The following is a 24756-nucleotide window of genomic DNA, read 5'->3' on the forward strand; positions in this document are numbered from 1 at the left end:
TATTCATTTGATCCCACTCATAGCATAGTTAAGTGAACTTAGTTTAAAATCTTCAATCATCCATTAATGTTATCTGTCAGTCAACTAATAAAAGAATTATGAATGATGTCATCTCCGAGATCAGACGAGAACTTGAGCAGAACGTAGATGAGCAAACAAGAGCAAGTTCAAACCGTTTTTTCAAAGAGGAAACGAAATCTTACGGCGTGAAAACAGCCATAGTTACGAAAATGTCAAAACAGTACTTCAAAAGCATATCCTCCGAAAGTAAGGAAGACATTTTTGCGCTTTGTGAGGAACTCTTGAGTTCAGATTACAACGAGGAAGCCTTCATTGCGCTCAAATGGGCTGACTATCTTAATCCTCACTACGAGCCCAAGGATTTTGCAGTTTTTGAGAGATGGATCGGGGAGTACATAAACAATTGGGCAAAATGTGACACCCTTTGTAATCATGCAGTGGGGACTTTTATCGACATGTATCCCGAGTATATCGAATCACTCAAAACCTGGACGGCTTCTGATAACCGCTGGTACAGGCGGGCTGCTGCCGTTACACTGATATTGCCCGCCCGACGGGGAGATTATCTGGATGATGTACTGGAGATCGCCGACCTCCTGCTGACGGACGAAGATGATCTTGTCAGGAAAGGGTACGGCTGGATGCTCAAGGAAGCAAGCAGGGAACATCAGCAGGAGATTTTCGACTACGTCATGCAAAATAAGAAGGTAATGCCCTGTACTGCACTGAGGTATGCTATCGAGAAAATGCCGAAGGATTTGAGGACTAAAGCTATGGAAAAATGAAAAAGTGAGTTTAAAGCTTTCAAAATAAGTTCAGACTTCACTGGAAGGACACAACTCATTAACTACACATATCCCGCATTTGGGTTTTCGTGCAATGCAGACATTGCGTCCGTGCAGTATCAATGTCATAGAAAGGTTTTCAAGTTCCTGTTTTTTTGCAATTGCCATGAGGTCTTTTTCGATCTTTACAGGGTCATGGTGCTGGGTGAATCCAAGCCTTTGTGAGAGGCGGGTTACATGCGTGTCAACTGCAATACCCTCGATGATGCCAAAACCTCTTGCAAGAACTATGTTGGCTGTCTTCCTGCCCACACCCGGGAGTTTCAGCAGGTCTTCCATAGTGTTGGGGACTTTTCCATCATAATCTTCCAGAATGATCCGGGCGCTGCGGATGATATGCTTTGCCTTCTGGTGGTAAAAGCCTGTTGTGTAAATGTCTTTTCCGAGCTCTTCAAGGTCAGCACTGGCGTAATCCTCCACACTGCGGTATTTCTTGAACAGCACTTTTGTAACCAGATTGACCTGCCTGTCCGTGCACTGGGCCGAGAGAATCGTGGCCACCATCAGCTCCAGGGGATTACTGAAATGAAGCATAGGAGCAGCATTGGGATACTCATCACGCAGGAGCTCGAAAATGGTATCGAAGTTTTCAGTATTATCGGGAACCGGTGCCGGAGGTTTCGGGGTCATGGCATAAGATACGGACTGATGGTTCTTATGGTTTTTTAAGGGAGTATGACTGTGGTATTAACAAACAGCTTTTGCAGTGACATTGTCAGTGGCATATCCACTCTCTTTAGCTAATTCCAAAGGCCCATAGTTTCCACTGTAGATTAAAATAGAAATAAAAAGAAAAAAGTAGCGGGCTAATAAAATTAGAGCCCGAATTCTTCAATGTTCTTATTTGCAAGTGCCTGGATCTTTACGATCTCTTCATCGCCGCCTTCCTTAGTGAAAAGGTGCTTGAAACGGCGCTGCATCTTGAGATATTCTTCAACAGGCTTCTTGTTCTTGCCGATCTTCCTGACCTTGGTGACTTCGCCGTTCTCTACCTCATAAAGTGGCCAGAGACCGGTCTGTACAGCCAGCCTTGCTACCTCCACAGTCTTGGATGTATCGAATCCCCATCCTGTAGTACATGGTGCGTGGCAGTGGACATAAGTCGGACCTTCAATTTCCGTTGCCTTTTTCACCTTGTTGATCATGTCTCTTGGGTATGCAAGGGATGTTGTAGCAACGTATGGTGAACCGTGTGCAATCATAATCGCAGGCATGTTCTTCTTTGGTCTTGGGTTTCCGAAAGACTCCTTACCTGCAGGACTTGTAGTGGTTGATGCATAGAATGGTGTTGCACCACTTCTCTGCACACCGGTGTTCATGTAAGCCTCATTGTCAATACAGACGTAAGTGATGTCATGGCCTCTCTCAAAGACACCTGAAACAGAACGCATGCCTATATCAAGAGTTGCACCGTCTCCTCCCATAACAATGACCTTTGTATCTCCCTTCTTTCCAAGGGCCTTAAGGGCTGCCTCAATACCTGATCCTACAGCAGCGGCATTCTCGAAAAGTGAGTGAATCCATGGTACATTCCATGCAGTCTCAGGGAACGGAGTTGTCATAACTTCAAGACATCCGGTAGGATTGACAACTATACAGTCCTCTCCGGCGCCCATAAGTGTGAACTTTGCAGCCATTGCATCACAGCAACCTGCACAACCTCTGTGTCCCGAGGCAAACAATGTTTTCATAATAGTTCCTCCTTCACATCGGTAAACTGGCTTTCGATCTTGATACCTGTCTTCATGACTTCCTTTGCCTCATCGATTATCTTCTCGATCGTGTCCACCTTAATGTCACGTCCACCGTGGCCGATCATGTAACCGACTGTAGGTACGCGGATATCGGTGTTGTAGAGTGCGGATTTGGTTTCGGTAAAGAGAGCTCCTTCGTTAAGTCCCAGTGAGATGTTCTTGTCGAGGACAACAACGACCTTTGCATCCTTTACAACGTTCTTGATAGCTTCTGCAGGGAATGGTCTGAATGCCCTGACCTTCAAAAGTCCTACCTTCACATTCCTGTCCCTGAGTTTATCAATGACGTCCTTAATGGTTCCAACAATGGATCCCATTGCCATGATGATGATTTCTGCATCATCTGTCTGGTACTCATCGATAAGTCCTCCAAAGTGTCTTCCGTATACATCGTAGAACTCATCTGCAACATCCTCTATTTTCTTAAGAGCTTTTTGCATTGACTGCTCCTGGATATACCTGAACTCTGTGTAATAGTTAGGATCTGCAAATGCACCGAAGGTCAATGGGTGCTTTGGATCAAGCACATGCTCGGGTTCATAGGTTGGCAGGAAATCATCCGTCAGGTCCTGCTCAAGCAGTACGACAGGTTCGTAAACGTGTGAGAGGATAAAACCGTCCATACATGTCATTGAAGGCATAAGTATGTCCTTGTCCTCGGAAATCTTGTAGGCCTGTGCTGTCATGTCCGAGACTTCCTGTATGTTCTCGGCGTAGAGCTGTATCCAGCCGGTATCTCTCTGGGAGATTGCATCCTGCTGATCGTTCCATATGCTGATAGGTGCACTGACAGCCCTGTTTGCGATTGTCATCACAACAGGCAGTCTCATACCTGAGATGTTGAACAGTACCTCGTGCATGAGTTCAAGACCCTGTGAGGTTGTGGCTGAGTAGCACCTTGCTCCGGCAGCAGATGATCCGACCAGTGCTGAAAGTGCTGAAAACTCAGATTCTACGTTGATGTATTCACAGTTTGGTATCTCACCGTCTGCCATGAATTGTGAGAGGTCCTCGACAATATGTGTCTGGGGTGTGATAGGGTAAGCAGATATAACATTTGGCCTGGACACCTTTACAGAATGTGCAACTGCATATGAACCCTCAACAACGACCATCTTACTCTTGTCTATTTGCATTTCATGTGCCATTTATTTCTCCTCCAGCACCATGGTAATTGCGTCCTTCGGACATTCATTTGCACAGATTCCGCATCCTTTGCAGAAATCGTAATCGAACTCAAAGAATCCGTCTTCTCTTGGGAGTACGGACATGTCCGGACACAGGAGTTCGCATAACTTGCATTTGATGCATTTGTCGTAATCGTAAACAGGCTTGAAGGTTCTCCATCCGCCGGTCTTGTTGACCCTGGTGGTACCTCCCTCACAGACGCCTCCCGGTAGGATCTTCATTTGTTAGCCTCCATCATCTTGTATGCTTCCATGATAGCTTCTGCATTCCTTTCTCCAACCTTGCCCGGGAATCTTTCCTTGACTGCTTCCATGATGGACTCAGGTCTGATCTCACCTGTGGCTCCTGCGAAAGCACCGAGCAGTACGGTGTTTACGATTGGCCTTCCGATGATGTCGAGTGCAATCTTAGTAGCATTGACAGTCATGATCCTGGCCTTTGTATCGAGGTTGAATTTTTCAGGATCGAAATCACTATTCACAATAAGGATTCCATCATCCTGCAGGCCGCTGGCAACATCAACAACCTCAAGTAATGTAGGATCCTGGACTATTACATAGTCCGGTTTGTAGATCTGGCTTCTAAGTCTTATCGGAGCGTCGCTTATTCTGGTGAAAGCCTGGACTGGTGCCCCCCTTCTTTCCACTCCAAAAGCGGGGAAAGCCTGGCTGAACTTGCTGTCAGCAAAAGCAGCAACAGCCAAGAGTTCGGCAGCAGTTACCGAACCCTGACCGCCTCTGCCGTGTATTCTTATTTCTTTCATCTAAAATTCTCCATAAACCATGTGAGATAACAATAGATCAATTCAACAAAGCATTTTTCATAAGGTTTTTTAGACATCTGCATTCCGTAGATTCCGGCTCATGTTGCTTGTATCACATGAAATTATCGTCATCTGTCGTAAAATGCAATGTTTAATTGTGTAGAATCGGTTAATTAGTATTTAGTCTTTCGGTGATTTACGCCGTTAATTAAATTAAAAATAAATTTATTAAACTGGTCCTGACAAGAATGAGGAAAGACTTTAAGGTTGTTCATGCCCGCACATCTCTTCCACATGCAGGAGCATTTCATCAGCATCTCTTGCTTCGGCGATCCTGTTTCTTATGTGTCTGCCGTTGCGGATTCCTCGTGTGAACCACTGGGCATGTGCTTTCACATTTATTGTATGCATGAGTTCATGGTCTTCAAGAAGCTTGAAATATTCACGCAAGTCGGTGACCCTCTGTGCACATTCTTCGAATTCAAGTATCTCCCCGGTATCAAGGTAGTAAGAAATTCTTTTAAAAAGAAATGGATTCCCCATTGCAGCTCTTCCTATCATTATCCCGTCACAGCCGGTATATTCCAGGATACGCTCTGCGGAGGACTCATCAACGACATCCCCGTTAGCAATGACAGGAATGGAAAGTTCCTGTTTAATCCTTTTTGCATATTCCATATCCGATTTGCCGGAGTACTGCTGCTGCCTGGTCCTTCCGTGAACTGTAAGAGCGGATGCACCTGCATTTTCTATCAGCCGTGCAATTTCAAGAGTTTTTTCCGTATCTTCAAGCACGCGTATCTTTGCTGTGACCGGTGTGGAAACTGTTTCCGAAAGTTCGTTAATTATCGAATGTATAAGTTCGGGTGACCTGAGCAATGCAGAGCCAAAACCGTCTTTTGTGAGCAGCTTTGCAGGACATCCGCAATTCAGGTCTATTATGTCCGGGTGGTAGGCTTCCTCAATCTTAAGGGCTGCTTCGGCTACCACTTGTGGGGAATTGCCGAATACCTGTATCCCAAAGGGTCTCTCGTCTCTGGAACTTTTGCCACGATTGAAAGTCTTAGCATTTTCATAGATGACGGCATCAGAGCTTATCATCTCTGAATAGGTCATGGAAGCTCCGTATTTCCTGCACATCAGGCGAAAAGGCAGGTTTGTGACATTGGACATTGGAGCCAGAAGAATGTTTCCCGGAATTTTTACTTTGCCTATCTTCATTTACCTGGGGTATCGAAGGGGATACTAATATATAAGTAGAATGTATGGAAAAAGAGCTATAATAACAGTGTTCTTTTACAAATTTCGACAGGTTAATCAATGACCAGAATACTAGCTTTTGTAGGTATGCCGGCCTCGGGTAAATCAGAGGCTTCTGCGGTCCTGCACCGCAAGGGGATTGCAGTTATAAACATGGGTGATGTCATCAGGGAAGAAGTTGTCCGCAGGGGACTGGAGCCCACTGATGCCAATACCGGCGGCGTCGGTACAGATCTTCGTGAAAAGGAAGGCAGGGATGCCGTTGCATGTCGTTGTGTACCGAAAATAAAAGATGCAAATTCGGATTTCATTGGCATAGATGGTGTCAGGAGTGTGCCGGAAGTGGAATGTTTCAAGAAAGCCTTCGGGGAAGATTTCACCCTCGTATCCATTGATTCTCCCCTTGAGGTCCGCTTTGCAAGAGTGATGGCCCGTGGAAGAAGCGACGATATGCAGGACATCGATGCCCTTAAGGTCAGGGATGAGAGGGAGCTTGGCTGGGGGATGGGTGAAGCTATGAAAGTGGCGGATATCGTTATCACCAATAATTCAACCCTTGAAGAGTTTACGGAAAAGATAACAGCACTTCTGGAATAGATGCAATGATAAAGGTTACAGTTTCTGCGAATGTGAACCCCACGGAGGACAGGGAAAAGGTCTGTGAGGCAATCAATAATATCTTCCCGGATATCGAGCTTGTGGAAGAGAAGCTGTCAGAGTGCAGTTCTACTTTCTCAGGAGAAGGTGATAAGTTTGCACTCACAAGTCTTCATAACCTTATCAGGGAAGAGGAGATCATCGATACATCCCGCACCCGGTTAAATGTAGGTTTGTCGGAGGATGGTCTGTCCACTTCATTTATCATCAGCAAGCAGGTAGCAACTGTCGGTCGCCTGAACTACCCTGCAAAGGAAGAGCCTCTTGGTTCTATAAATATAGAGGTAGTCGCAGATTCCGAAAAAGAGATGGAAAGATTCTTCGACTGGCTGACCCCTCCCACAGAAAACGGAATTCCAGACTTTGAAATCAACATTGATAGCGTTTAAGGAGCTTTGTTTATGAGGATCAGGAACCTGAGTTTTTCATCACGCGCAGTTTTAGATGACCCGTTTTTGTGGGCGTACGAACTTGAGGATATTGGATACAAGGGATGGGAGATCGTACAGGAAGGTTCCCAATGCCTGACAGATGAGAATCTCCCACAGGTCAGGGAGATCAAGGAGACAACAAATCTTAAACTGAGTATGCACCTGCCGTTCTCTGATATGAACCTTGCAAGCCTCAATCCGGGAATACACAACGAGGTCCTGCGGCAAATGGAGCATTACCTCCAGATGGCTTCGGGTCTTGTAGAGGTTGCGGTACTGCATCCGGGTTATCTTTCTCCATACGGTGCAAAGCTTCCTGAGAAGGCAATGCAGACAAGTATTGGCTCGATTCAGATCTTATGCGATCATGCGGAAGACCTGGGTATTACTATTGCAGTAGAAAACATGCCGAATTTTCCCAAAATATTCGGCCAGAGACCGGAAGATATGCTGGAAATTCTTGAGCGAACTGACCGGAAAAATGTAGGCATGACCCTGGATGTAGGACATGCAAACACAATGGGCCTGGTGAATGAATTTGTGGAAAAGTGCAAAAGCAAGCTCTCACACATGCATATCCACGACAACTATGGTGCACATGACGAGCATCTTCCCCTTGGACAGGGCAATATCAACTGGAAAAAACTTATGGAGAGTCTTTCAGGCTACAAAGGCTTCATGGTTACGGAGATGGGTGATCTAGAGGAAGGTAGGCAGTGTGTTGAGTTTTTGAAAAGCCTGTGATTAAGTAAAAAATGTATTTTTGTTTTATTCTTCAAGCCTGCCATGCCTGCGGTCTATGCTGTCCATCTGGTCCAGCATTTTGCGGATGGCAGTTCTTATAGCATCTGCCTGCGTAACGAATTTCTTGTTATCCCCTACGTGTTCGTTAAGATCATTGAGGAGTTCCTGTGGAATGTCAACACTCACTTTTGGCATGGTTTCACCTTTTAAAATACGTGTTAATGGATAAACTAACAGATGTAGATAAAACTAATGGCTTAAGCCTTTTAGAAAGAAAATCCAAGCTCAATGCCTGATAAAATGAAAAGAAGAATTAATGCGAGCCGGAAGGGATTTGAACCCCTGGCCTACGGATTAAGAGTCCGTCGCTCTTCCTGGCTAAGCTACCGGCCCGCGCTGAGTGAGCGAGACTCCCATACGTAATTGCTTCATATATAGGTTTCGGTGAATGTGGCAAACATCCCTGTTTTTTGCCTTCCGTTTGTAATCGTGTTCTATATTTCCTCCATATTGAGACGAATTTTTTGATACGGAACAATTTTCATCTCAAGTTTAGAAACTATCTAATAAAATAAAAACACTTATTATTAAAGAAATATAATTATACAATTGGAGTTTTTAATAATGTATTGTCCCAATTGTGGTACTTTTAATGAAGACACTGCAGTCTCATGCGGTATATGTTGTAAACCTACCGGCGCTCTTCCTTGCGTAGGTTTTTGGAGAAGGTTTGGAGCTTTATTTATTGACGGCATAATACTGGGCATCGTCAGTCGCATAGTTCTTCTTGTTATTAGCCCTGTTATTATGTATTTCTTTTACGATTCATTTTATCTGCTTTTTGCATCTTTTAGTTTACTTCATTTGGTAATTGGAATCACTTATTTTGCTGGTCTTGAGAGTTCATCATATCAAGCAACTTTTGGTAAGCAATTTCTTAGTGTTAAAGTAACAGATCTCGAAGGTAATAGAATATCTTTTGGAAAAGCAACTGCCAGATATTTTCTTAAAACGATAACTGGTGCTATCTTTGGAATTGGATATCTGGCTATAATTTTTTCCAAAAAAAAGCAGGGCCTTTATGATATGGCTGTTGGAACGGCAGTAATTCGCGAATAAAAGTTTCCAAGAGGAAGCTTTCATTTTTCTTTTCTAAAAGTTAGTCAATAAGGCTCAAACCCTATCAAACATGCTTCACAACACATTTTGACAGCCCGACAATCTCCACCATGTCACTGTTATCAGGACTCTGGATTATCATCTGACCTTTCTTTAGGTATGGAATGCGCTTTTCGAACTCTTTTTTCACTTTCATGGTACTTATGGCTGCATCGTTGCTGAGGTTGAGAATGATGCGTGTGTTGATTTGCTTGAAGACTGTCTCATCGATATCCTGAGGGTCCTGGGTAATAAGGAAAAGTCCAAGACCTTCTTTTCTGCCTTGGCGTGCAGCATCTGCAAACTTGGAAATGAGCATCCTTGAGTGCTCTCCACCTGCTTTTGCAAGGTAGCGGTGTGCTTCATCAAGACCCAGGATGATGGGTGTTTCCTTCACCGCAGTTTCTCCCGAGGTGTTGAGCTTGTTGTCCACAATCATGCTCATCAAAGTGAGGGTTATCAGGTCGCGTATTCGGGAACTGGTAATGTACTCGGTTGGGAAGACGCTGACCTGTCCAGGCTTGAATATCTGGCCCAGAATCTCGGTGATAGGTCTTGCAGGCTGGTCAAATACTCTTGAAAGAGCACGATTCTTTACCCTGCGTACGATACCATCGTAGGATGACTCGTGTATCTTTCCACTCTCTACGTAGTGATCCCTTGCGGCATCATCACCCACGAAGTCAATAAAGCCGCTATATGTATGCTGTCCTCCTCTCTTGAAATAGTCATCAAGCAGCAGGTCCACACCCACGTACTGCAGTTCGGTCATGCCCACGGGTGCTATAAGCCAGGAATTGTTGCGTACCATCTCAAAGGGTATGGTAAACTCGATTTGTTCGGCCCTTGACCTTCCTTTATAGGCTTCCCCGTCAATTTTTGCAACAAAGGTTTTTGTATTCTTACAGGCTCCGTAGTTAACTTTCTCGGCCCTGAATGTGAAATCATCGTCAGACGTAAGCTCGGGATTGTTCTCGAACAGTTGCGAATATTCATCCTGGGGGTCCATCACCACAAGGCAGGGATTCTTCTTCTCCGGGGAACCTCGCAGGTTATACCTGTTCTCCTCGTTCATGAACTGGCGGAGGATATTCTTTGTAAGGAAAGTCTTTCCGGTACCTGTACTTCCACATACCAGCATGTGCCTGAAAATCAGGGGATCGCCCATGGAGTAGTCGTTTCTAAGGTAATACGGAACCGTAGGGGGTACTGCATGTGTCTTCACAAGTTCTCCCCCGACACTTAAGTGTCCAAGGAAGATGCCTTCTTTGGGTATGTTGAGACCGGTCTGTATCTTCATCTTCTCAGTGACCGGCAGTATTGGTGTGTTAGGACGTGGAATCCTGTCTCCCATTCTCCTGGCAAGGAAGCTTCCATTTGCTGTCTTTTGTTCGTAGAGTATACAAATGGGGTCCAGGTATGCAAGGAATTTGTAGTCCACTTCATCCGTGTGATTGAACTGTAGCATCCTGCGTGAGTGGATCTCTGTAGCATCGTCAACTGCATATTCCTGCAGATATTGCAGTTTCCATATCCTGGCAAAAAGGTCCTCATCTCCGTAGGGTACAAGGACATAGGTTCCCAGGCGTATGTCCCCACGACTTGATGTTGTAATGTATCCGGTGATTCTTGCACCGGATTCTGTAATCTCCAGTGGGTCGATACCTGTTGTGATTATACCAAAGGCAGTTTCAAAGCCGTTGTTTGTGGAAGTGGAGATGATTTTGCTCTCCGGATCATAATCCTCAAAATCACTTTGCAATTCGTGGTGATGTTCTCTGGATTTTTCCTTAAGAAAAGCATTCTCTTCCTTTTCCTTTTTTATGCCTTGAGCTCTGCTTCCTTCTTCTTTTGGAACAAAAGCCAGTATGTCCTCATCTCTCATCCATTTCACCCCATCTGATGTCGTTATAATTGGTGTCGATCCTTGAATTTTTGAACCTGTCAATTATCTGGCGCCGCTCAGACAACTGTATCTTTGCCACTGAATCAGCCTTTGACAGGGTTTTCGGTATGCCATTGAGTGCTATGTCATAGAGCACTTTTCTTGTTATCAGTTTTCTCATATCTTCGTTTTTTACAAGGCCATAAGGCGACTCTATCTTGAAAATAGTATTCATGGAAGGCACAAGCACCATGAAAAAAGCCAGAGAATAATCTTCCGCCGGAAACTTATGACTGAGCTTATCCCTCACCAGTGGAGAGGTGGTATTGATCATTTTTTCATAGAACTGGTTTGGCTGCAAAAACCAGTTGGTATACGTTATGTACTTTCTAGCATCTTTACTTTTGATCCCTGCCTTCTCAGGAGAGAGAGCATTCTTGAAGAACTGGGCATCCAGCATCCAGGGCAGATCAAGGTCACTTTCCTTCTTTTTCAGGATCTGCATTATCTGCATATCCTCGGGGTTCTTAACAAAACCCACAAGAGGTTTCTGTGTGCCGATATGATGGTCCATGATATCAATGTAGTTCTGGAGGACCTTTTCACTGTGGGGATCAGTCCGTATCTGTATGTCATCGGACGCAACTACCATCCAGTACATCAGGCGTTTGGGGTAGATGGGTCCGTCCATGATAAGGAAACTTTCATCCTGCATTTTTTCCAGCATCCATAAAAGATGCTCGGATTCACAGAGGTAAAGTGCGATATCGTGGAGCATGTCATTAGTCTTCTTATTCAGGATTCCCGGCTGGATGCGAATGATCTTTTTGCGTCCTGCTCCCGAATCAAACAATTCCCAGTTGCTGCTTGTGTCAATGGTCACTTTCCTGCTTGCTGTATATGTAGCCGCAACGATAGTGCGCATATTGTGAATTTCCAGGTCCGTAGGACTGGATGCCAGGGCACAGTGGCAGAAATCAACATACAGGCCGTTATCGAAGGTTCTCGCGGTAGTACTTCCACTGTCACAAGCGTAACTGATTCCGAAAGGATCTTCTGAGCCGATCATCCTTTCAATACTTGCTTTGCCACGTTTGACTTTTCCAATCGCCTTGAGGACGGTCTTCCCTTCGTACCTGAGCTCACCCAGAAGTTTCAGTATATCTTTTACGCTATCCGTGTCATCGTCATCAGACTCGTCATTCCTGAGGCATGAATCGATACGTGACACAAGATCGTGTATCTCTTTAATGTGAACGGGTTCAAGGGTCATGGGCTAGGGATACTTCCTTGATGCTAATATTGTTTTGTTCCAAAGTCTGAAGACATGTTCCTTCGAGTAACGAAGACCTTTCCAGGAATTGGCAGGCAATAATATTTTAGAGTCTATATATAAGTCTGCTTCTTCAATTCACAATTAAATTATTTTTGTCATTCAACATGAAATTCAGATAACTTAAAAGCAAATAGCGCTCTTCCCAATGAAAGTCAAATATTCTTGCCTTGTTATAGATTTAAATTGCACTTTTTGAAAACCCTTATATAGAACTCTATATAAGGACTATACCAATTATATCCAAAGCTTTGGCCCGCATTTGTTTAAAAACGGGTTAAAACTAACAAAAGAGGTTGTAGTTATGGAAAATTATATGATCTTTATAATACTGATGGCAGTCTATTTAATTGGGCTGATATCCATTGGGGTATATTTCTCAAAAAAACAAAAGTCTGTGACCGACTTTTGGCTTGCCGGACGTAAGGTAAGTTCGATAGCAGTCGGTTTTTCAGCCGCATCTTCATGGATGACAGCCGGAGGAATTCTTGCTGTCATTGGTCTTTATATGTTGCTTGGTATGGGTTCTGTCTGGGGATTCGTTGCTCCGAATGTCCTGGCCCTGTTGCTCATTGCCCTGCTTGTAGGTAAAATCAAACATCTGCCTGCTATCACTCAGCCGGAATTACTGGAGCAGAGATACAGCAGTTCTATTCGAGCTCCGGTTGCAATTATCATTGCTATTGTTATGATTCTTTTTGCGGTAGCCGATATAATCGGTTTTTCACTTGTGCTTAGTATCTTCTTTGGCCTTGATCCGGTTTATGCTGCTGCTATAGTAGCTATTGCCATTTCCCTGTATGTGACTCTTGGAGGATTCTCAGCTGTAATATGGACCGACATGTTGCAATTCATCCTGCTGGCTACCTTCTCAATAGCGATCGCTCTGGTAGTCATGAATGCAACTATGACAGGAACTGATTCTGTTCCTGGCATCGGGACATCCGATCTCTTTGCCAGTGTTCCGTCAAGCTGGTGGGATGCCTTCAACTTCGGACTTCCTGCAGGAGACCCCGCTATCTTTGGTTTGCTTGCTGCAATAGTCTTCTTAATTGCGATAATTCCCGGATGGGTTACGGAGCAGGACCCGTGGCAGAGGGTATGGGCAGCAAAAGATGAAAAGTCTGCAAGGACAGGTATGATACTTGGTTCTTTCTGTATTTTCCTTATCTTTGGTGTTGTATGTACGGTAATTGCTGTGGGTCTTAATTACCTGTATCCTGAGATATCTGCCTCTATGGCAACCATTGGTATGGGAGCCATGGCACAGGCAGAGCCGGCATTGCTAGTATTCATTTCAGACACTCTCACACCTCTTGGAATCGGCCTTGCAGGTGTAGGCCTGGCCGCAGCTGCAATGTCTTCTGCTGACACGTTTGCAACATCCGGTGCTTCATGTCTTTCCCGTGACATATACCAGAGGTACATAAAACCTGATGCAACCATGAAAGAAATGATGGCTATCAACAGGATAAGCGTACTGATAATCATCGCTGCTGCAACTGTACTGTCCTTTTACATTCAGGGTATCATCGAGGCTATCCACATAGCTACTTTCATTGCAAGCGCATCATATTTCTTCCCTCTTATGGGAGGTCTGTACTGGAAGCGTGCAACAAAGGAAGGTGCTCTTGCAGGACTTATAGTCGGTGCGATAGCACAGATATCATTCACTCTAATCGACTATTCAAGTACCCCTCTGCTGGCGATCGGTTCCCTTTCTGCAATCAGTCCGTTGCTTGCGAATCATGGAGTAATTATCGGAATGCTCCTGAGTGGAATTTCCTTCTTCGGAGTTTCTCTTGCAACACAGCCATCTGATACAATCCACCTGGCACCTTTCTTTGCAGATGAAGCTGAAAAGCTTGCAAAAGAAGAGTTCGTTATCGAAGAATCCGATCCTCAGTACAAGAAACTGATTGGCAGCCTTGAAAGAGAAGTTACAGGTGACCGTGCTATCTTCAAGCTTAACCTGGAGGCATCTGCAACGGTTAACTGGGACAAGTTCGTAGGTGAGCTCAAAACCATTCATCCTTCCTGGGTAACACCTACAGGCGTAAATTCAGTTTACAGGTTGACAAAGGGTGATATGCTTGCCTGTGTATCCCTCAGCCGTGGAGAAACTGAAAAGGAAATATGGTTTGCTTCCGAACCGATGGCACAGGATTTGGAAAATCATGGAAAGGAGTTCTTCAGTGCTTTCAAACAGGTTTCGCAGGCTCTGGAAAATATCGGTATACTCCTGACCCTGCCAACACCTGAAGAAGCCTGAACTCTTTTTGCTTTAGGCTATTGCCTAAAGCTTCCTAATTTCTATTTTTCAGGCAAATACAAGATTTTTGTTTTTGATTCACACCCATAAAATACATAGAATGTGAGAAGGATAATTATTTTAATGTTAATTACATAGTTTCTCCCGGTGGTATAATGGAGCTAAAAAATCCTATTTTAGATACTGAAGTAACTGAGTTTAACCGTGAAGAACTTCAATCCTTAAAAGAAGGTTTTGAAAATCTGAGCTCTGAAGAGAAGTTTGATGTTGTGGAACTCCAGAACATTATGCTTCAAAAAGTATCCTATCACCGTGAGACGTATGGGATACCAAAGAACGAGCAGAAAACTGAAAGGGATGCAAATGAGATAATTTCCCATATGTCTCCCAGGTCTCTGGATTATTCCCAGTTGTGTATCAATTATTATATTACAAAGATCGCTTCTGCTGTGAAGAAGTAAGGCTGGTATTTGTTACTGGCTTTTGTTTTTTATTTTCCATTGCTTAATAGCAGGATGCTGAAGGGTAACAGAATGGAAGCAAGAGTTAATTTGATTACGATATGGACGGATGACATTAGTCCGATGAAAGAATTTTATAACAAAGTTTTGGGATTCAAAATTGAAAATGATCTTGGAGAATACATAGAATTTGAAAATGAGGGTGCCAGGTTTGCTCTTTGCACCAGAGAAGTCATGTATGAGTATAGTGAAGAATACAAAAAGAAAAGCATGGGTCAGTCTTTTGAACTGGCATTCAAATGCAAAGACCTTGATGATATCGATAGGTCATATCAGTATATAATTTCAAACGGCGGCAATGCTGTTCAAGAGCCACGAAATATGCCATGGGACCAGAGAACCGCATTATTTTCAGATCCTGACGGTAACATACATGAGATATTTGTGGACATTAAATGATTTGCAATATCTTTTATTTCTAAACTGAACAGATTTTTTTATCACTCAAAACTTATAAGTGAAATATAAGATAATAATGCTGCCATGGCAGAGATTATCTTTGATGATATTGGCAGTTTTCCTCTTCCGGCAGGGACGTCCAAAGAATGGATGGTAGATAAGTTCTCAGAAAAAAAGAACGATGCAGGCCTCTTCAGGATCATAAACGATGCTTTTATGAAGAAGGTAGAAGCCGGCGTGGAAGTCCCCACCTATCCGCAATATCAGGATATGAATGAACAGTTCCTGTCAATCATTAGAGATTCGGATTGCACTGAAGAACCATTCAAAGTGAAACTTGCCAATGCCCGTATCATTGAGCTCGAAGCAATTGAATCCGTTGCAAAGCTCTACAGGGAAGAGTACGGGGAAAAACTCGATGTACGTGTCTGTGTCACAGGTCCTCTTGAACTTTATCTCAAAGAATTTGGAGGTACTGAATACGTTGACATATTGAACGTACTTGCAGAAAGTGTCGATCGTTTTGTGAAAAATTCGCTTTCCAACGCGAAGGATTTCAACATAAGGACTATTTCTATTGATGAGCCAAGCATCGGTATAAATCCCCAGGTCATGTTCTCTGATAACGACCTTGTGAAAGCTATGGATGTTGCATGCAGTTCTGCAAAAAAGGCCGGTCTTGATGTGGAAATACATCTGCATTCACCCTTACATTACAAGCTCGCCTGCCAGGCTGAGAATATCAGTGTTATTGGTGTGGAATCCGCAGCAACTCCTTCATACCTCGACCTGATAGAGAAAAAGGAAATTGAGGATAGCGATTCCTTCCTGAGGGTGGGAATTGCAAGAACGGATATCTTCAATCTTGTTGCAGTGCTTAACGAGAAGTACAATACCAATGTCTGGAAAGATCAGGAACATATGGAAGAGATAATCACACAAATGGAGACTCCTGAAATCATTAAAAAGAGGCTTGAAAAGGCATACTCTATCTTTGGTGAAAGAATAAAGTACGCCGGACCGGATTGCGGATTGGGCTCATGGCCAGGTCAGGATATAGCTGCGCAACTTCTCAGAAATGCAGCAGAGAGTCTGGCAGACTTTAAAAAAGGACTGTAAAACCTTTATGCGAAAATGTTTTACTGGTTTCCTGTAAAGTACGTGTCGATTCCGGAATCAAGTAAATACATAACATTTTCTGAAATTCTCAGAGTCACATATGTTTCAATATATGCAGCTATAAGCAGCATGATTGCCATCAGGGCAAAACTCTTCCACAGATACCGGGAGTTCAGGTATTCTTTCACCGTACTCATCACATTTGAGACATCATTTTTCAGACTTTCAATGCTGTCTCCGAGGAAGAGTTCTTTGTCTATGACCTCATGGGACTGGATATAGGCAAATCTACGGCCCACTGCAGCGGCAAGCAGGATAACAGGTATCTCTATGATGCCGTGGGGGACGATAGAGATGAAAAAGTAAGTGACATTATAAAGCAGTCCGACTATGATTCCTTTTTCCCCGAATAACCGGAAGCCCGTCATAGCTCCGTCGAATATGAAGAATGCCAGCAAGATTCCTATTAAAAAGCCGTTAACGACAAGTATCATTAAGGGTACGATGTGTGGGAGCATATAAGCAAACATCCGGTAGTCATCTTTTTCATACCCGCAGTATTGCCAGATAGTTCCTTCTCTTTCACTGCCGGTTTTGCTCAATGCTGAAAAATCTTGGTCTCTGGAAGATACGATTTTCTGGAGAAGCCTGTTGAGAGGCATAAGTAGTTTTTCGAAGCTGACTGAAAAAAAAGAGTATACCCTATTGTCGGTTCTCAATTCTATATCCCTGACAAGCAAAGGATGGATAAGCAGGAACAGTCCCGTACCAACTGAGGCACTGAAAACCGCCAGACTGTTGAAAATGAAGATAGCCCACATAGGATTGATATATTCCGCAGTGACCACTACCTTGGCTGTCGCAGCCGAGGCTGTGGATGTGATTGCCTCACTTACGGGAGCCGGTTCCGATACTGCCAGCATGAATGTGTACAGTATCATGCTGAATACTAATGATATCAGTATTGATGAAGTAAAGGTCTTTGCAGACCACATCAGGTCTTTATTCTTGATTTGAAATTTTTGATTATATTCCGGCATTTCTACGGCCATTTATTTCGCGTCTATTTTATAAAAGATATCCGATACATTAAAATATATAGCAATGTTATAATACACATAAAACTATATTAGTCTAGTTACTCAATGAGGCAGTATTATGAGAATACCTACAGGAATAGAGGGATTTGATGAGCTGGTACAGGGAGGTCTCCTGTCAGAGAGAGTCTATGTGTTGAGTGGTCCTCCCGGTAGCGGAAAAACGACATTTGGTGTTCAGTTCCTCGCAAGTGGGGCATCAAGGGGTGAAGTAGGATTATATGCAACGTTGCTTGAATGTCCTCAGAACATTATCGACGATATGTCCAATTTTTCTCTAAACATTCCCGCACTCATAAAAGGGCAAAAACTTCTCTTTGCGGATCTTGGTCCAAGGATGGAATACGGATACATGGATGAACTTAATGAGTTCATCACTCCGGATTACAACGTAGGCAGGGCATCCATCGAAAGTGAGGCTCCTTCGCCTTCAATGGTTTTCAAGGAGATTGCGGCATATGTTTCCGAATATGATGTAAAAAGGCTTGTTATTGATTCTGTTTCAGCTATAAGATTTACTACAAATGATTTCTCTTTGCAGGAAAAAGAGATGAGCAGGTTCATAAGGAACCTTAAGAAACTTGGCTGTACTACAGTACTCCTGTCTGAAATGACAGACCCCACAGCGTATTCTACTGAGCAGTTTGCTGCACACGGTGTCATTTTCATGCACAATTTCCTGTATGATAAGACCATGACACGTGCCATCCAGTTGATCAAGATGCGCGGTACAAGACATGATTGTAATATGCGTGCAGTCAATTTCTCGGAAAACGGGCTTAAGATCGAAGGATATCTGGAATAATGGTTGTTTTCAATGGTCGCATTATTCAAACGAGAGAAAGAAAGCAAGAAGATATCTGAAGAAGAAAGACATCATCTTGCAGAAGTTTCTTACAAGCTAGGGTATGAAGTAGGTTACCACAGGCATTCGGAAATAGGCTGGGTCCAGGAACAGCTCAACAAACTCTACGGATTTGCTGAGGAATATGACCTGAGGGACTTTGCTCGTGAAAGTTACATAAAAGGCAAGGAAGAAGGTTCCAAGGCAAAAGACAGGGATACAAAATCAGGTCTCTACAGGGGAACAGGCAAAGACAGTAAAGTGGAACCGGATTTTTCAGGACTGACAACGGACCGTCTGGCTCAGATTGCATCCTTTTCGAAGAATGATTCCGGTTTTACAGTTCCAAGAATATCCCTTGAGAGCTCTTCCGGCGCAATACAACAGCCAACTCTCACAGACCTGCCTGACAATGTACAGCTCACAAAAGCAGTTGAAAGACCCCCTGTTATTGAGGGTTCCAAGCATCTGCTTCCCAAAAAGAAGTAATTTATTGACTGTATCCGGCTGCAAAGAATCTTTGTTTCCCATCAAGGTTTGCAAGAACGAACCTGTCACCTTTACTGTAGGCTATTTCTTTTGAACCGGAGAGCTGGATAACATATTTTTTTCCGGGTTTTGCTGTTTCACAATTTTCTCCATCTTGGATTATGCTCACCACTTTTACCGGTGAGGACTGCAGGCCTACGAAAAGATGCAGCATGTCTCCTACCTGGAATTCTTTGGCTAATTGTGAGAGTGTGCATTCAAGAGTCAGGTCGGTTGCTACTATTTCATCATTGGAAATAACAAAACCCCTGTCTATATCCTTTGATTGTATACTCTTCAAAGCAAGGCCGACTCTTGCACCCGTGGGAGCACTTTTTACATCTATATCGTGCATCTGGATAGAACGGATTTCAAGGCCTTTTTTGACAGGGTATGCAGTCATCTTATCCTTCGCGTTAATCGTTCCCTGTGAGACTACGCCAAGTACAACGCATCCGATGCCTGTGACATTGAAAGACTGGTCAATGACAACACGAGCAGGTAGTTCATCCTGCTTTCTTTGTTCTGCCTCAACCTTTTCATCAAGAGTGAATATCATTTCTTTTAATTCTTCCATGCCTTCAAAGGTGGTTGTGGAAATAGTATGATACTCCCAGTTCTCAAGGGCAGTTCCCTTTGTGATCTTCTGGAGTTTCTCTTTTAGTTCCTCAAGGGCAAAGGGATAGGAAAGGTCTGATTTTGTCAGGACAATCATTCCATGCTTGTATCCTAACAGGTCCAGGGCAATGATACATTCTGCAGCTAAAGGGTCAAGTCCTTCCGGAGGCACACACAGGATTGCTATATCAGAAAGGTTAAGGGCGGTAACAAGTGCTTTTGGAGATGCGGGATATCCTGTAGCATCGATTGTCGTAAGCACTCTTTCGTTTTTGGCAAAGTCGTACATAGTAATATCTGATACACTACCCTTTTTGCCAAGTTTTCCTGCAAGCGTGGTTTTTCCGCTTTTTTCACTTCCGATTATAGTAATCTTTGTCATGTAAGCACCCTCGAGTATGGTCTTACGAATAAGTCTTTTTAGATATATTTCTTTTTCATGACCACAACTGACCTTCCATTATACCCTTTGTTTTGTCAGTTGTGCTTCTGTTAATCTTGCTTATCCTGACCAGATAATCATCTCCTATCCTTTCAGGAGAACTGAAGATAACATCGACACCAAGTCTTTCGAGGTATGACTTGAATTTGTATATAGTATCCCTGTCTCTGACCCTTATGCGAACCTCATCAGAAATGCGCTCGTTCCTTTGCACTTCCCGGATCGATTGAATCATGGGTCTGAGGATGCTTTCCCCGAGCCTGAGACAGCGTTTTTTGAGTTCTTCCTCACTTTCGTTCCACTCGAACGACTGGAAACCTTCCCTTACTACCCTTGGGAACATATAGTCTCTGCCACTATCGTTGTAGAATTTGAATGCATGGCGAAGGTCGGCACAGTTACTTTGGGAACATGTGTATTTTATTGGTTGCAATACCATTTCAGGATCTTTGATAACCACGCCTTCATGCTCCTTTTCTCCAAGTTCTTTAATTATCCTGGTGATCTCGGCGGGTGCTTCCTCAATATCGAATTCACCGAAAAGCTCTACCTGGCTGAAGCCATAATCGCTGGCGAGTTTTCTTCGTTCCGATACAGGAAGGGGTGATCCGTCTGATTTGAATCTTATATCAAAAACAAAAAAATCCAGGGAATCCAACCCATAGATATCCTTTGGGACATAAGGGTTATCCGGACCTGCCATTTCCCCATAGACTACAAGTTCGGGGTGCTCCCTGAAAAAATCATGGTTAAGCAGGTGTTGTGCACGCTCCGTAGAATATGGGCAAACGTGGCCACTGCGTGTCAGAGCGATCAGTTTTTCTTTGTATTCCGTTACTCGAACGTTGTAACCGTTCATTTTCTCTTCGACAATAACAGATTCAATACCCTGGAAATTCTTCTCTATGGAAGGAATAAGTATCATAGCACGTTTTATTTTGGGAAAGCCTCTTATCATTTCAAAAGTATCATTTTTTTCAATAAGCACGCTGCCTGTTTCTATCCCGGAAACATGGTTGTCAAACCTCAAAATATCTTCATACTCGTCCCAATTGCGGACGATGGTCTTTTTATCAAGAAGCTTATAAAATCTGGATGGCGGCAGTTCAAGGAATTCTGCCGCCTTCTCAACATCTATTCCAATATCACCGTTCATGGTTTTCTTAGGCTCTTATTGGGCAAGGCCGTTAACGATACTTCTTCTTGTGACAAATCCCACCATCTGTTCCTCAAGGTTGACAACCGGAACGCCACCTATATTTTCCTGGAGCATCAGTTTAGCAACATCACTTGTAGGAGTGTTGGTGTAAACTGTCTTGACTCCGATTTTCATTATGTCCTCGACTATGAGATTTTTGATACGTGAGTCCTGCTTGCTGCCCTCGACAATATCACGGAATGAACGCATCGCTTTTGCAATATCCTTCTCAGTGACCATTCCCACCAGCCTGTCTCCCTCGACAACGGGTACTCTTCCGATATTATTGTCAAGCATCAGGTGTCTTATATGACTTACACGATCCGCAGGGCCGGCAACGATCGGGTTTTTCTGCATAACCTCTGCGACGTAACCGTTGAGGTTGTTATTTTCCAGAAGTTCTGTCGGAGTGACCCATCCAAGAACTTTCTCGTTCTCAAAGACAATTATCACTCCTTCATTCTTTGCCATGAGAGTGACAGCATCATTTAGTCTGGTATCGGGAAGTACCTTCACGTAATTATTTGATACTGCCGTTGCCACATGAAGGGAAGAAGCCGGCTTGTTACCCTTCTTGCGAGTGCCAAGCTCCTTTGTGATGTTCCTCATTGTAAGGACTCCCAGGAATTTATCGTTGTGAGTGACAAGAAGCCTTCTTGTTCCCTTTTTTTCCATTACGTCAAGTGCATGGGAAAGCGTGTCTGCCTTATCAATGCACATAGGTTCTGTCATGATTTCTCTAACTTCCATTGTTTTCCCTCCGTGTTTTAATTATATTCATACTCAATCGGTGCATTATCTTATTCACTGTGCAGCTTTCAGGATGTCTCTTCTACTGACCATGCCTACTATCTCATCCGCATTAATGACAGGCAGGCCGATAACATGTTCCTCTATCATAACCTTTGCAGCCTGTACGACAGGATCATCAATATTGACGCTTGATGGCAGCTCTGACATAATGTCTTCAGCTACGAGTGGGACTTCCTTGACATACCTGTAGGTCTTCTGTCCTGCCGGAGTTGACTTGCGTGCCATTTTTATACTCTTGGATGGTAGTTTTCCTTCATTGTCAACCATAGCGCTGAGCGCTACATTGCTTGTGGTTATGATGCCCACAGCTTCATCGGAATCGTCGGTCACAATAACCCTGTTGACCTCATTTTTTTCCATTTCCTGTATCACATGGTTTATTGTGTGATGTCTGTGTACGAATACGATATCGTCGCCGATCACCTCTGAAACCTTTGTGTTGATGTCCTGCTGAGATATGTACCTCATTATGTCTGTTCCTGTGATAATCCCTACAACATTGTCTTTTACAACTGCAAGTGAATTGATCGTGTTTTCAAGCATTAGATTGCTTGCCTGTGTTATTGAAGCTTCAGGATAGATCGATATCGGAGCATCGTTCATCACCATGTTTACCGGGATCTTGTCGATCGGTCTTCTGCGCCACATGGGCTCGGCCTGCGCAAGTCTTTTGCTCAGGTCGGTCTTTGTCACTATGCCGGCCATTTTGTCATTTCTGATGACCACAAGCGTACTTATCTTGTGCTTCAGCATTAGTCTTCTTGCATGTGCCACGTTTTCTTCCGGTTCTATGGTATAGACCGGTGAACTCATAATGTCTCCAACATTCATGTTGTTCCTCCATTTCTAAAATCTTTTATCTTCCCGAATCATTCGGATATCGCATTTAGGATATCCCTTGAGGTAACGATTCCGTGAAAAATACCATCCTTCATGACCGTAAGTGAACCAACTTCATTGTCGATCATGATTTGAGCCGCCTTCCCCAGGTCAGCATCTGAAGAAATAGGTTCAGCATTCTTTTTTATAAGAGAACTGATGGGTTTCTTCAGGTTTTTCTGGAAGTTGCCTTTAATAATGTTCCCAAAGGCATGTTCTGTTGTCAGATATCCAAGGATATCAGATGCTGTTATAATCCCAAGAAGTCTGTCTTTACTCATTACAGGGATCTTCTGAAATCCTCTTCTGACAATCGTCACTACAGCACTTTCAATAGTTGAATAAGATGGTACTTTTTCTACTGCTTTGTTTATATACTGGCTTATGGATCTGTTTGCAGGGATTCCGGCAACCAGTCCCATGAAGTCCTTCTCAGTACAGATTCCACATACGTGTCTTAGTTCGTCTACAACTGGAATTCCTCCGATGTTTTTCTCTTTCATAATCTTGATAGTGTCTGTAACCCTTACTTTTCTTTCCAGATACATCGCTTCATCATGCATTACAGAACGTATGTCTGTATTTGCCGCTGCATATGGGTTACTGGTAAGGAAATTGATTGTATCGGTTGATGTGATCATACCTTCCAGGTGATTAGTTTCTGTATCTGCTACGGGTATCTTGCTGATTCGGCCCTTGCTCATTATTCTTGCTGCATTGAAGATGGACGTTGTAGGGGGCAAGGTTATTGGTTCTTCGGTAGCTACTATCATAATGTCACAATTATGCCTGGATATGCGGGCCATGAAGTCAACAGGGCCAAAATCCATAGTTGAGACAATTTTCATTATCTTCGGACCTTTCCAGTTGAATTTCCACTTTAATGTGTTCTTTTTCTGGCTGAGCAATGGTCGTTCCTGACCAGGCATACTTCTTTTTTTCTGTATTTTCAAGTAACCACCAACTCCCTTGGGATTTGCAGGTTTACCTGTCAATTGTCCGAAATATTCTTCTACATACCTTTGACAGTCGTGACTTCGACTTAGGTCGTAGTCCCTCTCATTAAGAAGATGTGTAGCAAATGAGACTTTTCAGCACACAGATAAACCATAATGTCTGCCTTTTATGCATGTGTTTTTTGTAAACACAGCTTTTGTGGATTCTATAGAAATAGTTTTGATTGATTTATAGGCCGATACACTGTATTTTTCATCATATATCGAGGCAAACATCTGTTTCACCAGCTTTCAAGTGTCTTTTAATCTAAGCGGATAGCAAGAACTAGTCGTAGTAACCTTCTTCTTCTCTGCAGTCTTCACACATAGGAATCCCGTTGGTTTCTGTCAGGTTGTCAGTCAAAGCACCGCAACGCTGGCATATGCCACGCTCAACATCTGGTTCCCGTATGTAATCACTCTCACGATTCATTTCTATGAGGTTCACAAGAATGGTGTTCAAACCAGGGGATATAGCCATGATATCCCTGTCGGTTATCATTCCCAGCATCACATTTCCGTCCATTACGACAAGCCTGCGGATATCAGACTTTGTCATAAGCTCGGCTGCTTTTATTATTCCTGTAGAGGGTTTTATGGATATGATAGGGGATGACATTATTTCCCGGGCAAGTATCTCATCCGGGAGCTTGTTCTTGATCACCGTCTTAGAAACAATATCTCTTTCGGTGATGATGCCGACGCTGTCACCGTCCTCAATGATAATTATACTGTCCGCATTGCGGCCGATCAACTCTCTGGCAACTTCAAGAACACTTGCATTGGCATCCATGACAAAGATTTCCTTTGTCATTGCCTCTTTAACTGTCATCTCGTCCTGCATTTCTTTGACCGAGATTTCGGTTTCCAGATCTCTCTGAGTATTCAAGACCATACACATCCTCTAATGTTTGAAGTAAGGAGCAGGTCACTAATAGTCCACAATTAAAATGTTACCTTAATGGTATTTATAGATGATCGTAGGCTCTATC

At 43.5% G+C, this 24756-nt stretch carries 27 protein-coding genes and 1 tRNA gene; 11 read left to right on the forward strand and 17 right to left on the reverse strand.

Going from position 1 to position 24756, the window contains the following annotated elements:
- Positions 1-98: 98 nt before the first annotated feature.
- Positions 99-806, forward strand: coding sequence for a DNA alkylation repair protein (locus tag V7O62_RS09260; RefSeq protein WP_406656021.1), 708 nt, complete (start codon positions 99-101; stop codon positions 804-806).
- A gap of 30 nt (positions 807-836) precedes the next feature.
- Here V7O62_RS09260 and nth read toward each other — a convergent pair whose 3' ends face one another.
- The 6 genes from nth to dusB form a co-directional block, all read right to left on the reverse strand.
- Complete coding sequence (gene nth, locus V7O62_RS09265) at positions 837-1496, reverse strand: endonuclease III (RefSeq protein WP_406656022.1); 660 nt, start codon at positions 1494-1496, stop codon at positions 837-839.
- Positions 1497-1681: 185 nt separating this feature from the next.
- Positions 1682-2557 carry a pyruvate synthase subunit PorB gene (gene porB, locus V7O62_RS09270; RefSeq protein ID WP_406656023.1) on the reverse strand — a complete coding sequence of 292 codons (876 nt, stop codon included), beginning with the start codon at positions 2555-2557 and terminating at the stop codon, positions 1682-1684.
- On the reverse strand, positions 2554-3768 hold the full coding sequence (porA, locus tag V7O62_RS09275) for a pyruvate synthase subunit PorA (RefSeq protein ID WP_406656025.1): 1215 nt from the start codon (positions 3766-3768) through the stop codon (positions 2554-2556). Before porA ends, porB begins: the two co-directional genes overlap by 4 nt.
- Positions 3769-4029 carry a pyruvate synthase subunit PorD gene (gene porD, locus V7O62_RS09280; protein ID WP_406656026.1) on the reverse strand — a complete coding sequence of 87 codons (261 nt, stop codon included), beginning with the start codon at positions 4027-4029 and terminating at the stop codon, positions 3769-3771.
- Positions 4026-4571, reverse strand: a complete 546-nt coding sequence (locus tag V7O62_RS09285) for a pyruvate ferredoxin oxidoreductase subunit gamma (protein WP_406656027.1) — start codon at positions 4569-4571, stop codon at positions 4026-4028. Before V7O62_RS09285 ends, porD begins: the two co-directional genes overlap by 4 nt.
- Positions 4572-4832: 261 nt before the next feature.
- The gene (gene dusB / locus V7O62_RS09290) at positions 4833-5792 is read right to left on the reverse strand and encodes a tRNA dihydrouridine synthase DusB (protein WP_406656028.1); all 960 of its coding nucleotides are present in this window, start codon (positions 5790-5792) and stop codon (positions 4833-4835) included.
- 99 nt (positions 5793-5891) lie between these two features.
- Here dusB and V7O62_RS09295 point away from each other — a divergent pair, with 99 nt between their 5' ends.
- The 3 genes from V7O62_RS09295 to V7O62_RS09305 are packed head-to-tail and all read left to right on the forward strand — an operon-like array spanning position 5892 to position 7663.
- Positions 5892-6428 (forward strand): dephospho-CoA kinase, encoded by a 537-nt coding sequence (locus V7O62_RS09295; protein ID WP_406656030.1) that lies wholly within the window; start codon positions 5892-5894, stop codon positions 6426-6428.
- Positions 6429-6433: 5 nt separating this feature from the next.
- A complete protein-coding gene (locus V7O62_RS09300) occupies positions 6434-6877 on the forward strand; it encodes an RNA-binding domain-containing protein (protein WP_406656031.1) in 444 nt (147 codons plus the stop codon).
- 12 nt (positions 6878-6889) lie between these two features.
- The gene (locus tag V7O62_RS09305; RefSeq protein ID WP_406656032.1) at positions 6890-7663 is read left to right on the forward strand and encodes a sugar phosphate isomerase/epimerase family protein; all 774 of its coding nucleotides are present in this window, start codon (positions 6890-6892) and stop codon (positions 7661-7663) included.
- Positions 7664-7687: 24 nt separating this feature from the next.
- Here the strand turns inward: V7O62_RS09305 and V7O62_RS09310 are convergent, their stop codons facing one another.
- Positions 7688-7858 (reverse strand): ribbon-helix-helix domain-containing protein, encoded by a 171-nt coding sequence (locus tag V7O62_RS09310; RefSeq protein WP_406656033.1) that lies wholly within the window; start codon positions 7856-7858, stop codon positions 7688-7690.
- A 124-nt stretch (positions 7859-7982) separates the two neighbouring features.
- Positions 7983-8056, reverse strand: a tRNA-Lys gene (locus tag V7O62_RS09315).
- 231 nt (positions 8057-8287) lie between these two features.
- Here V7O62_RS09315 and V7O62_RS09320 point away from each other — a divergent pair.
- Positions 8288-8782 (forward strand): RDD family protein, encoded by a 495-nt coding sequence (locus V7O62_RS09320; RefSeq protein ID WP_406656034.1) that lies wholly within the window; start codon positions 8288-8290, stop codon positions 8780-8782.
- Positions 8783-8846: 64 nt separating this feature from the next.
- Here the strand turns inward: V7O62_RS09320 and V7O62_RS09325 are convergent, their stop codons facing one another.
- Positions 8847-10706 carry an ATP-binding protein gene (locus V7O62_RS09325; protein WP_406656035.1) on the reverse strand — a complete coding sequence of 620 codons (1860 nt, stop codon included), beginning with the start codon at positions 10704-10706 and terminating at the stop codon, positions 8847-8849.
- Entirely contained in the window at positions 10696-11979 is a 1284-nt protein-coding gene (locus V7O62_RS09330; protein ID WP_406656036.1) for a DNA double-strand break repair nuclease NurA, read from the reverse strand. The genes V7O62_RS09325 and V7O62_RS09330 overlap by 11 nt, the downstream gene beginning before the upstream one ends.
- 364 nt (positions 11980-12343) lie before the next feature.
- Between V7O62_RS09330 and V7O62_RS09335 the strand changes: the two genes are divergently transcribed.
- The 4 genes from V7O62_RS09335 to V7O62_RS09350 all read left to right on the forward strand — a co-directional run bounded on the left by V7O62_RS09335 (position 12344) and on the right by V7O62_RS09350 (position 16350).
- A complete protein-coding gene (locus V7O62_RS09335; RefSeq protein ID WP_406656037.1) occupies positions 12344-14311 on the forward strand; it encodes a sodium:solute symporter in 1968 nt (655 codons plus the stop codon).
- A gap of 155 nt (positions 14312-14466) precedes the next feature.
- The gene (locus V7O62_RS09340; protein WP_406656039.1) at positions 14467-14772 is read left to right on the forward strand and encodes a hypothetical protein; all 306 of its coding nucleotides are present in this window, start codon (positions 14467-14469) and stop codon (positions 14770-14772) included.
- 72 nt (positions 14773-14844) lie between these two features.
- Positions 14845-15231 (forward strand): VOC family protein, encoded by a 387-nt coding sequence (locus V7O62_RS09345; RefSeq protein ID WP_406656040.1) that lies wholly within the window; start codon positions 14845-14847, stop codon positions 15229-15231.
- 84 nt (positions 15232-15315) lie between these two features.
- The gene (locus V7O62_RS09350) at positions 15316-16350 is read left to right on the forward strand and encodes a methionine synthase (protein WP_406656042.1); all 1035 of its coding nucleotides are present in this window, start codon (positions 15316-15318) and stop codon (positions 16348-16350) included.
- Between the two features lie 20 nt (positions 16351-16370).
- Here V7O62_RS09350 and V7O62_RS09355 read toward each other — a convergent pair whose 3' ends face one another.
- Complete coding sequence (locus V7O62_RS09355) at positions 16371-17402, reverse strand: stage II sporulation protein M (protein WP_406656043.1); 1032 nt, start codon at positions 17400-17402, stop codon at positions 16371-16373.
- A gap of 106 nt (positions 17403-17508) precedes the next feature.
- Here V7O62_RS09355 and V7O62_RS09360 point away from each other — a divergent pair, with 106 nt between their 5' ends.
- Together V7O62_RS09360 and V7O62_RS09365 are read left to right on the forward strand one after the other, a co-directional pair.
- A complete protein-coding gene (locus tag V7O62_RS09360) occupies positions 17509-18252 on the forward strand; it encodes an RAD55 family ATPase (protein WP_406656044.1) in 744 nt (247 codons plus the stop codon).
- Between the two features lie 12 nt (positions 18253-18264).
- On the forward strand, positions 18265-18780 hold the full coding sequence (locus V7O62_RS09365; protein ID WP_406656046.1) for a hypothetical protein: 516 nt from the start codon (positions 18265-18267) through the stop codon (positions 18778-18780).
- Position 18781: 1 nt separating this feature from the next.
- Here the strand turns inward: V7O62_RS09365 and V7O62_RS09370 are convergent, their stop codons facing one another.
- The 6 genes from V7O62_RS09370 to V7O62_RS09395 form a co-directional block, all read right to left on the reverse strand.
- Positions 18782-19819 carry an EF-Tu/IF-2/RF-3 family GTPase gene (locus V7O62_RS09370; protein ID WP_406656047.1) on the reverse strand — a complete coding sequence of 346 codons (1038 nt, stop codon included), beginning with the start codon at positions 19817-19819 and terminating at the stop codon, positions 18782-18784.
- Positions 19820-19874: 55 nt separating this feature from the next.
- On the reverse strand, positions 19875-21035 hold the full coding sequence (locus V7O62_RS09375; protein ID WP_406656049.1) for an RNA ligase: 1161 nt from the start codon (positions 21033-21035) through the stop codon (positions 19875-19877).
- 15 nt (positions 21036-21050) lie between these two features.
- Positions 21051-21827, reverse strand: a complete 777-nt coding sequence (locus V7O62_RS09380; protein ID WP_406656050.1) for a CBS domain-containing protein — start codon at positions 21825-21827, stop codon at positions 21051-21053.
- Between the two features lie 54 nt (positions 21828-21881).
- Complete coding sequence (locus V7O62_RS09385) at positions 21882-22721, reverse strand: CBS domain-containing protein (RefSeq protein ID WP_406656052.1); 840 nt, start codon at positions 22719-22721, stop codon at positions 21882-21884.
- 38 nt (positions 22722-22759) lie between these two features.
- Positions 22760-23722 (reverse strand): CBS domain-containing protein, encoded by a 963-nt coding sequence (locus V7O62_RS09390; protein WP_406656053.1) that lies wholly within the window; start codon positions 23720-23722, stop codon positions 22760-22762.
- 328 nt (positions 23723-24050) lie between these two features.
- Positions 24051-24659 carry a cyclic nucleotide-binding/CBS domain-containing protein gene (locus tag V7O62_RS09395; protein ID WP_406656055.1) on the reverse strand — a complete coding sequence of 203 codons (609 nt, stop codon included), beginning with the start codon at positions 24657-24659 and terminating at the stop codon, positions 24051-24053.
- Between the last annotated feature and the right edge of the window lie 97 nt (positions 24660-24756).

The sequence above is a fragment of the Methanolobus sp. ZRKC2 genome, assembly GCF_045291185.1.
Taxonomy (GTDB): domain Archaea; phylum Halobacteriota; class Methanosarcinia; order Methanosarcinales; family Methanosarcinaceae; genus Methanolobus.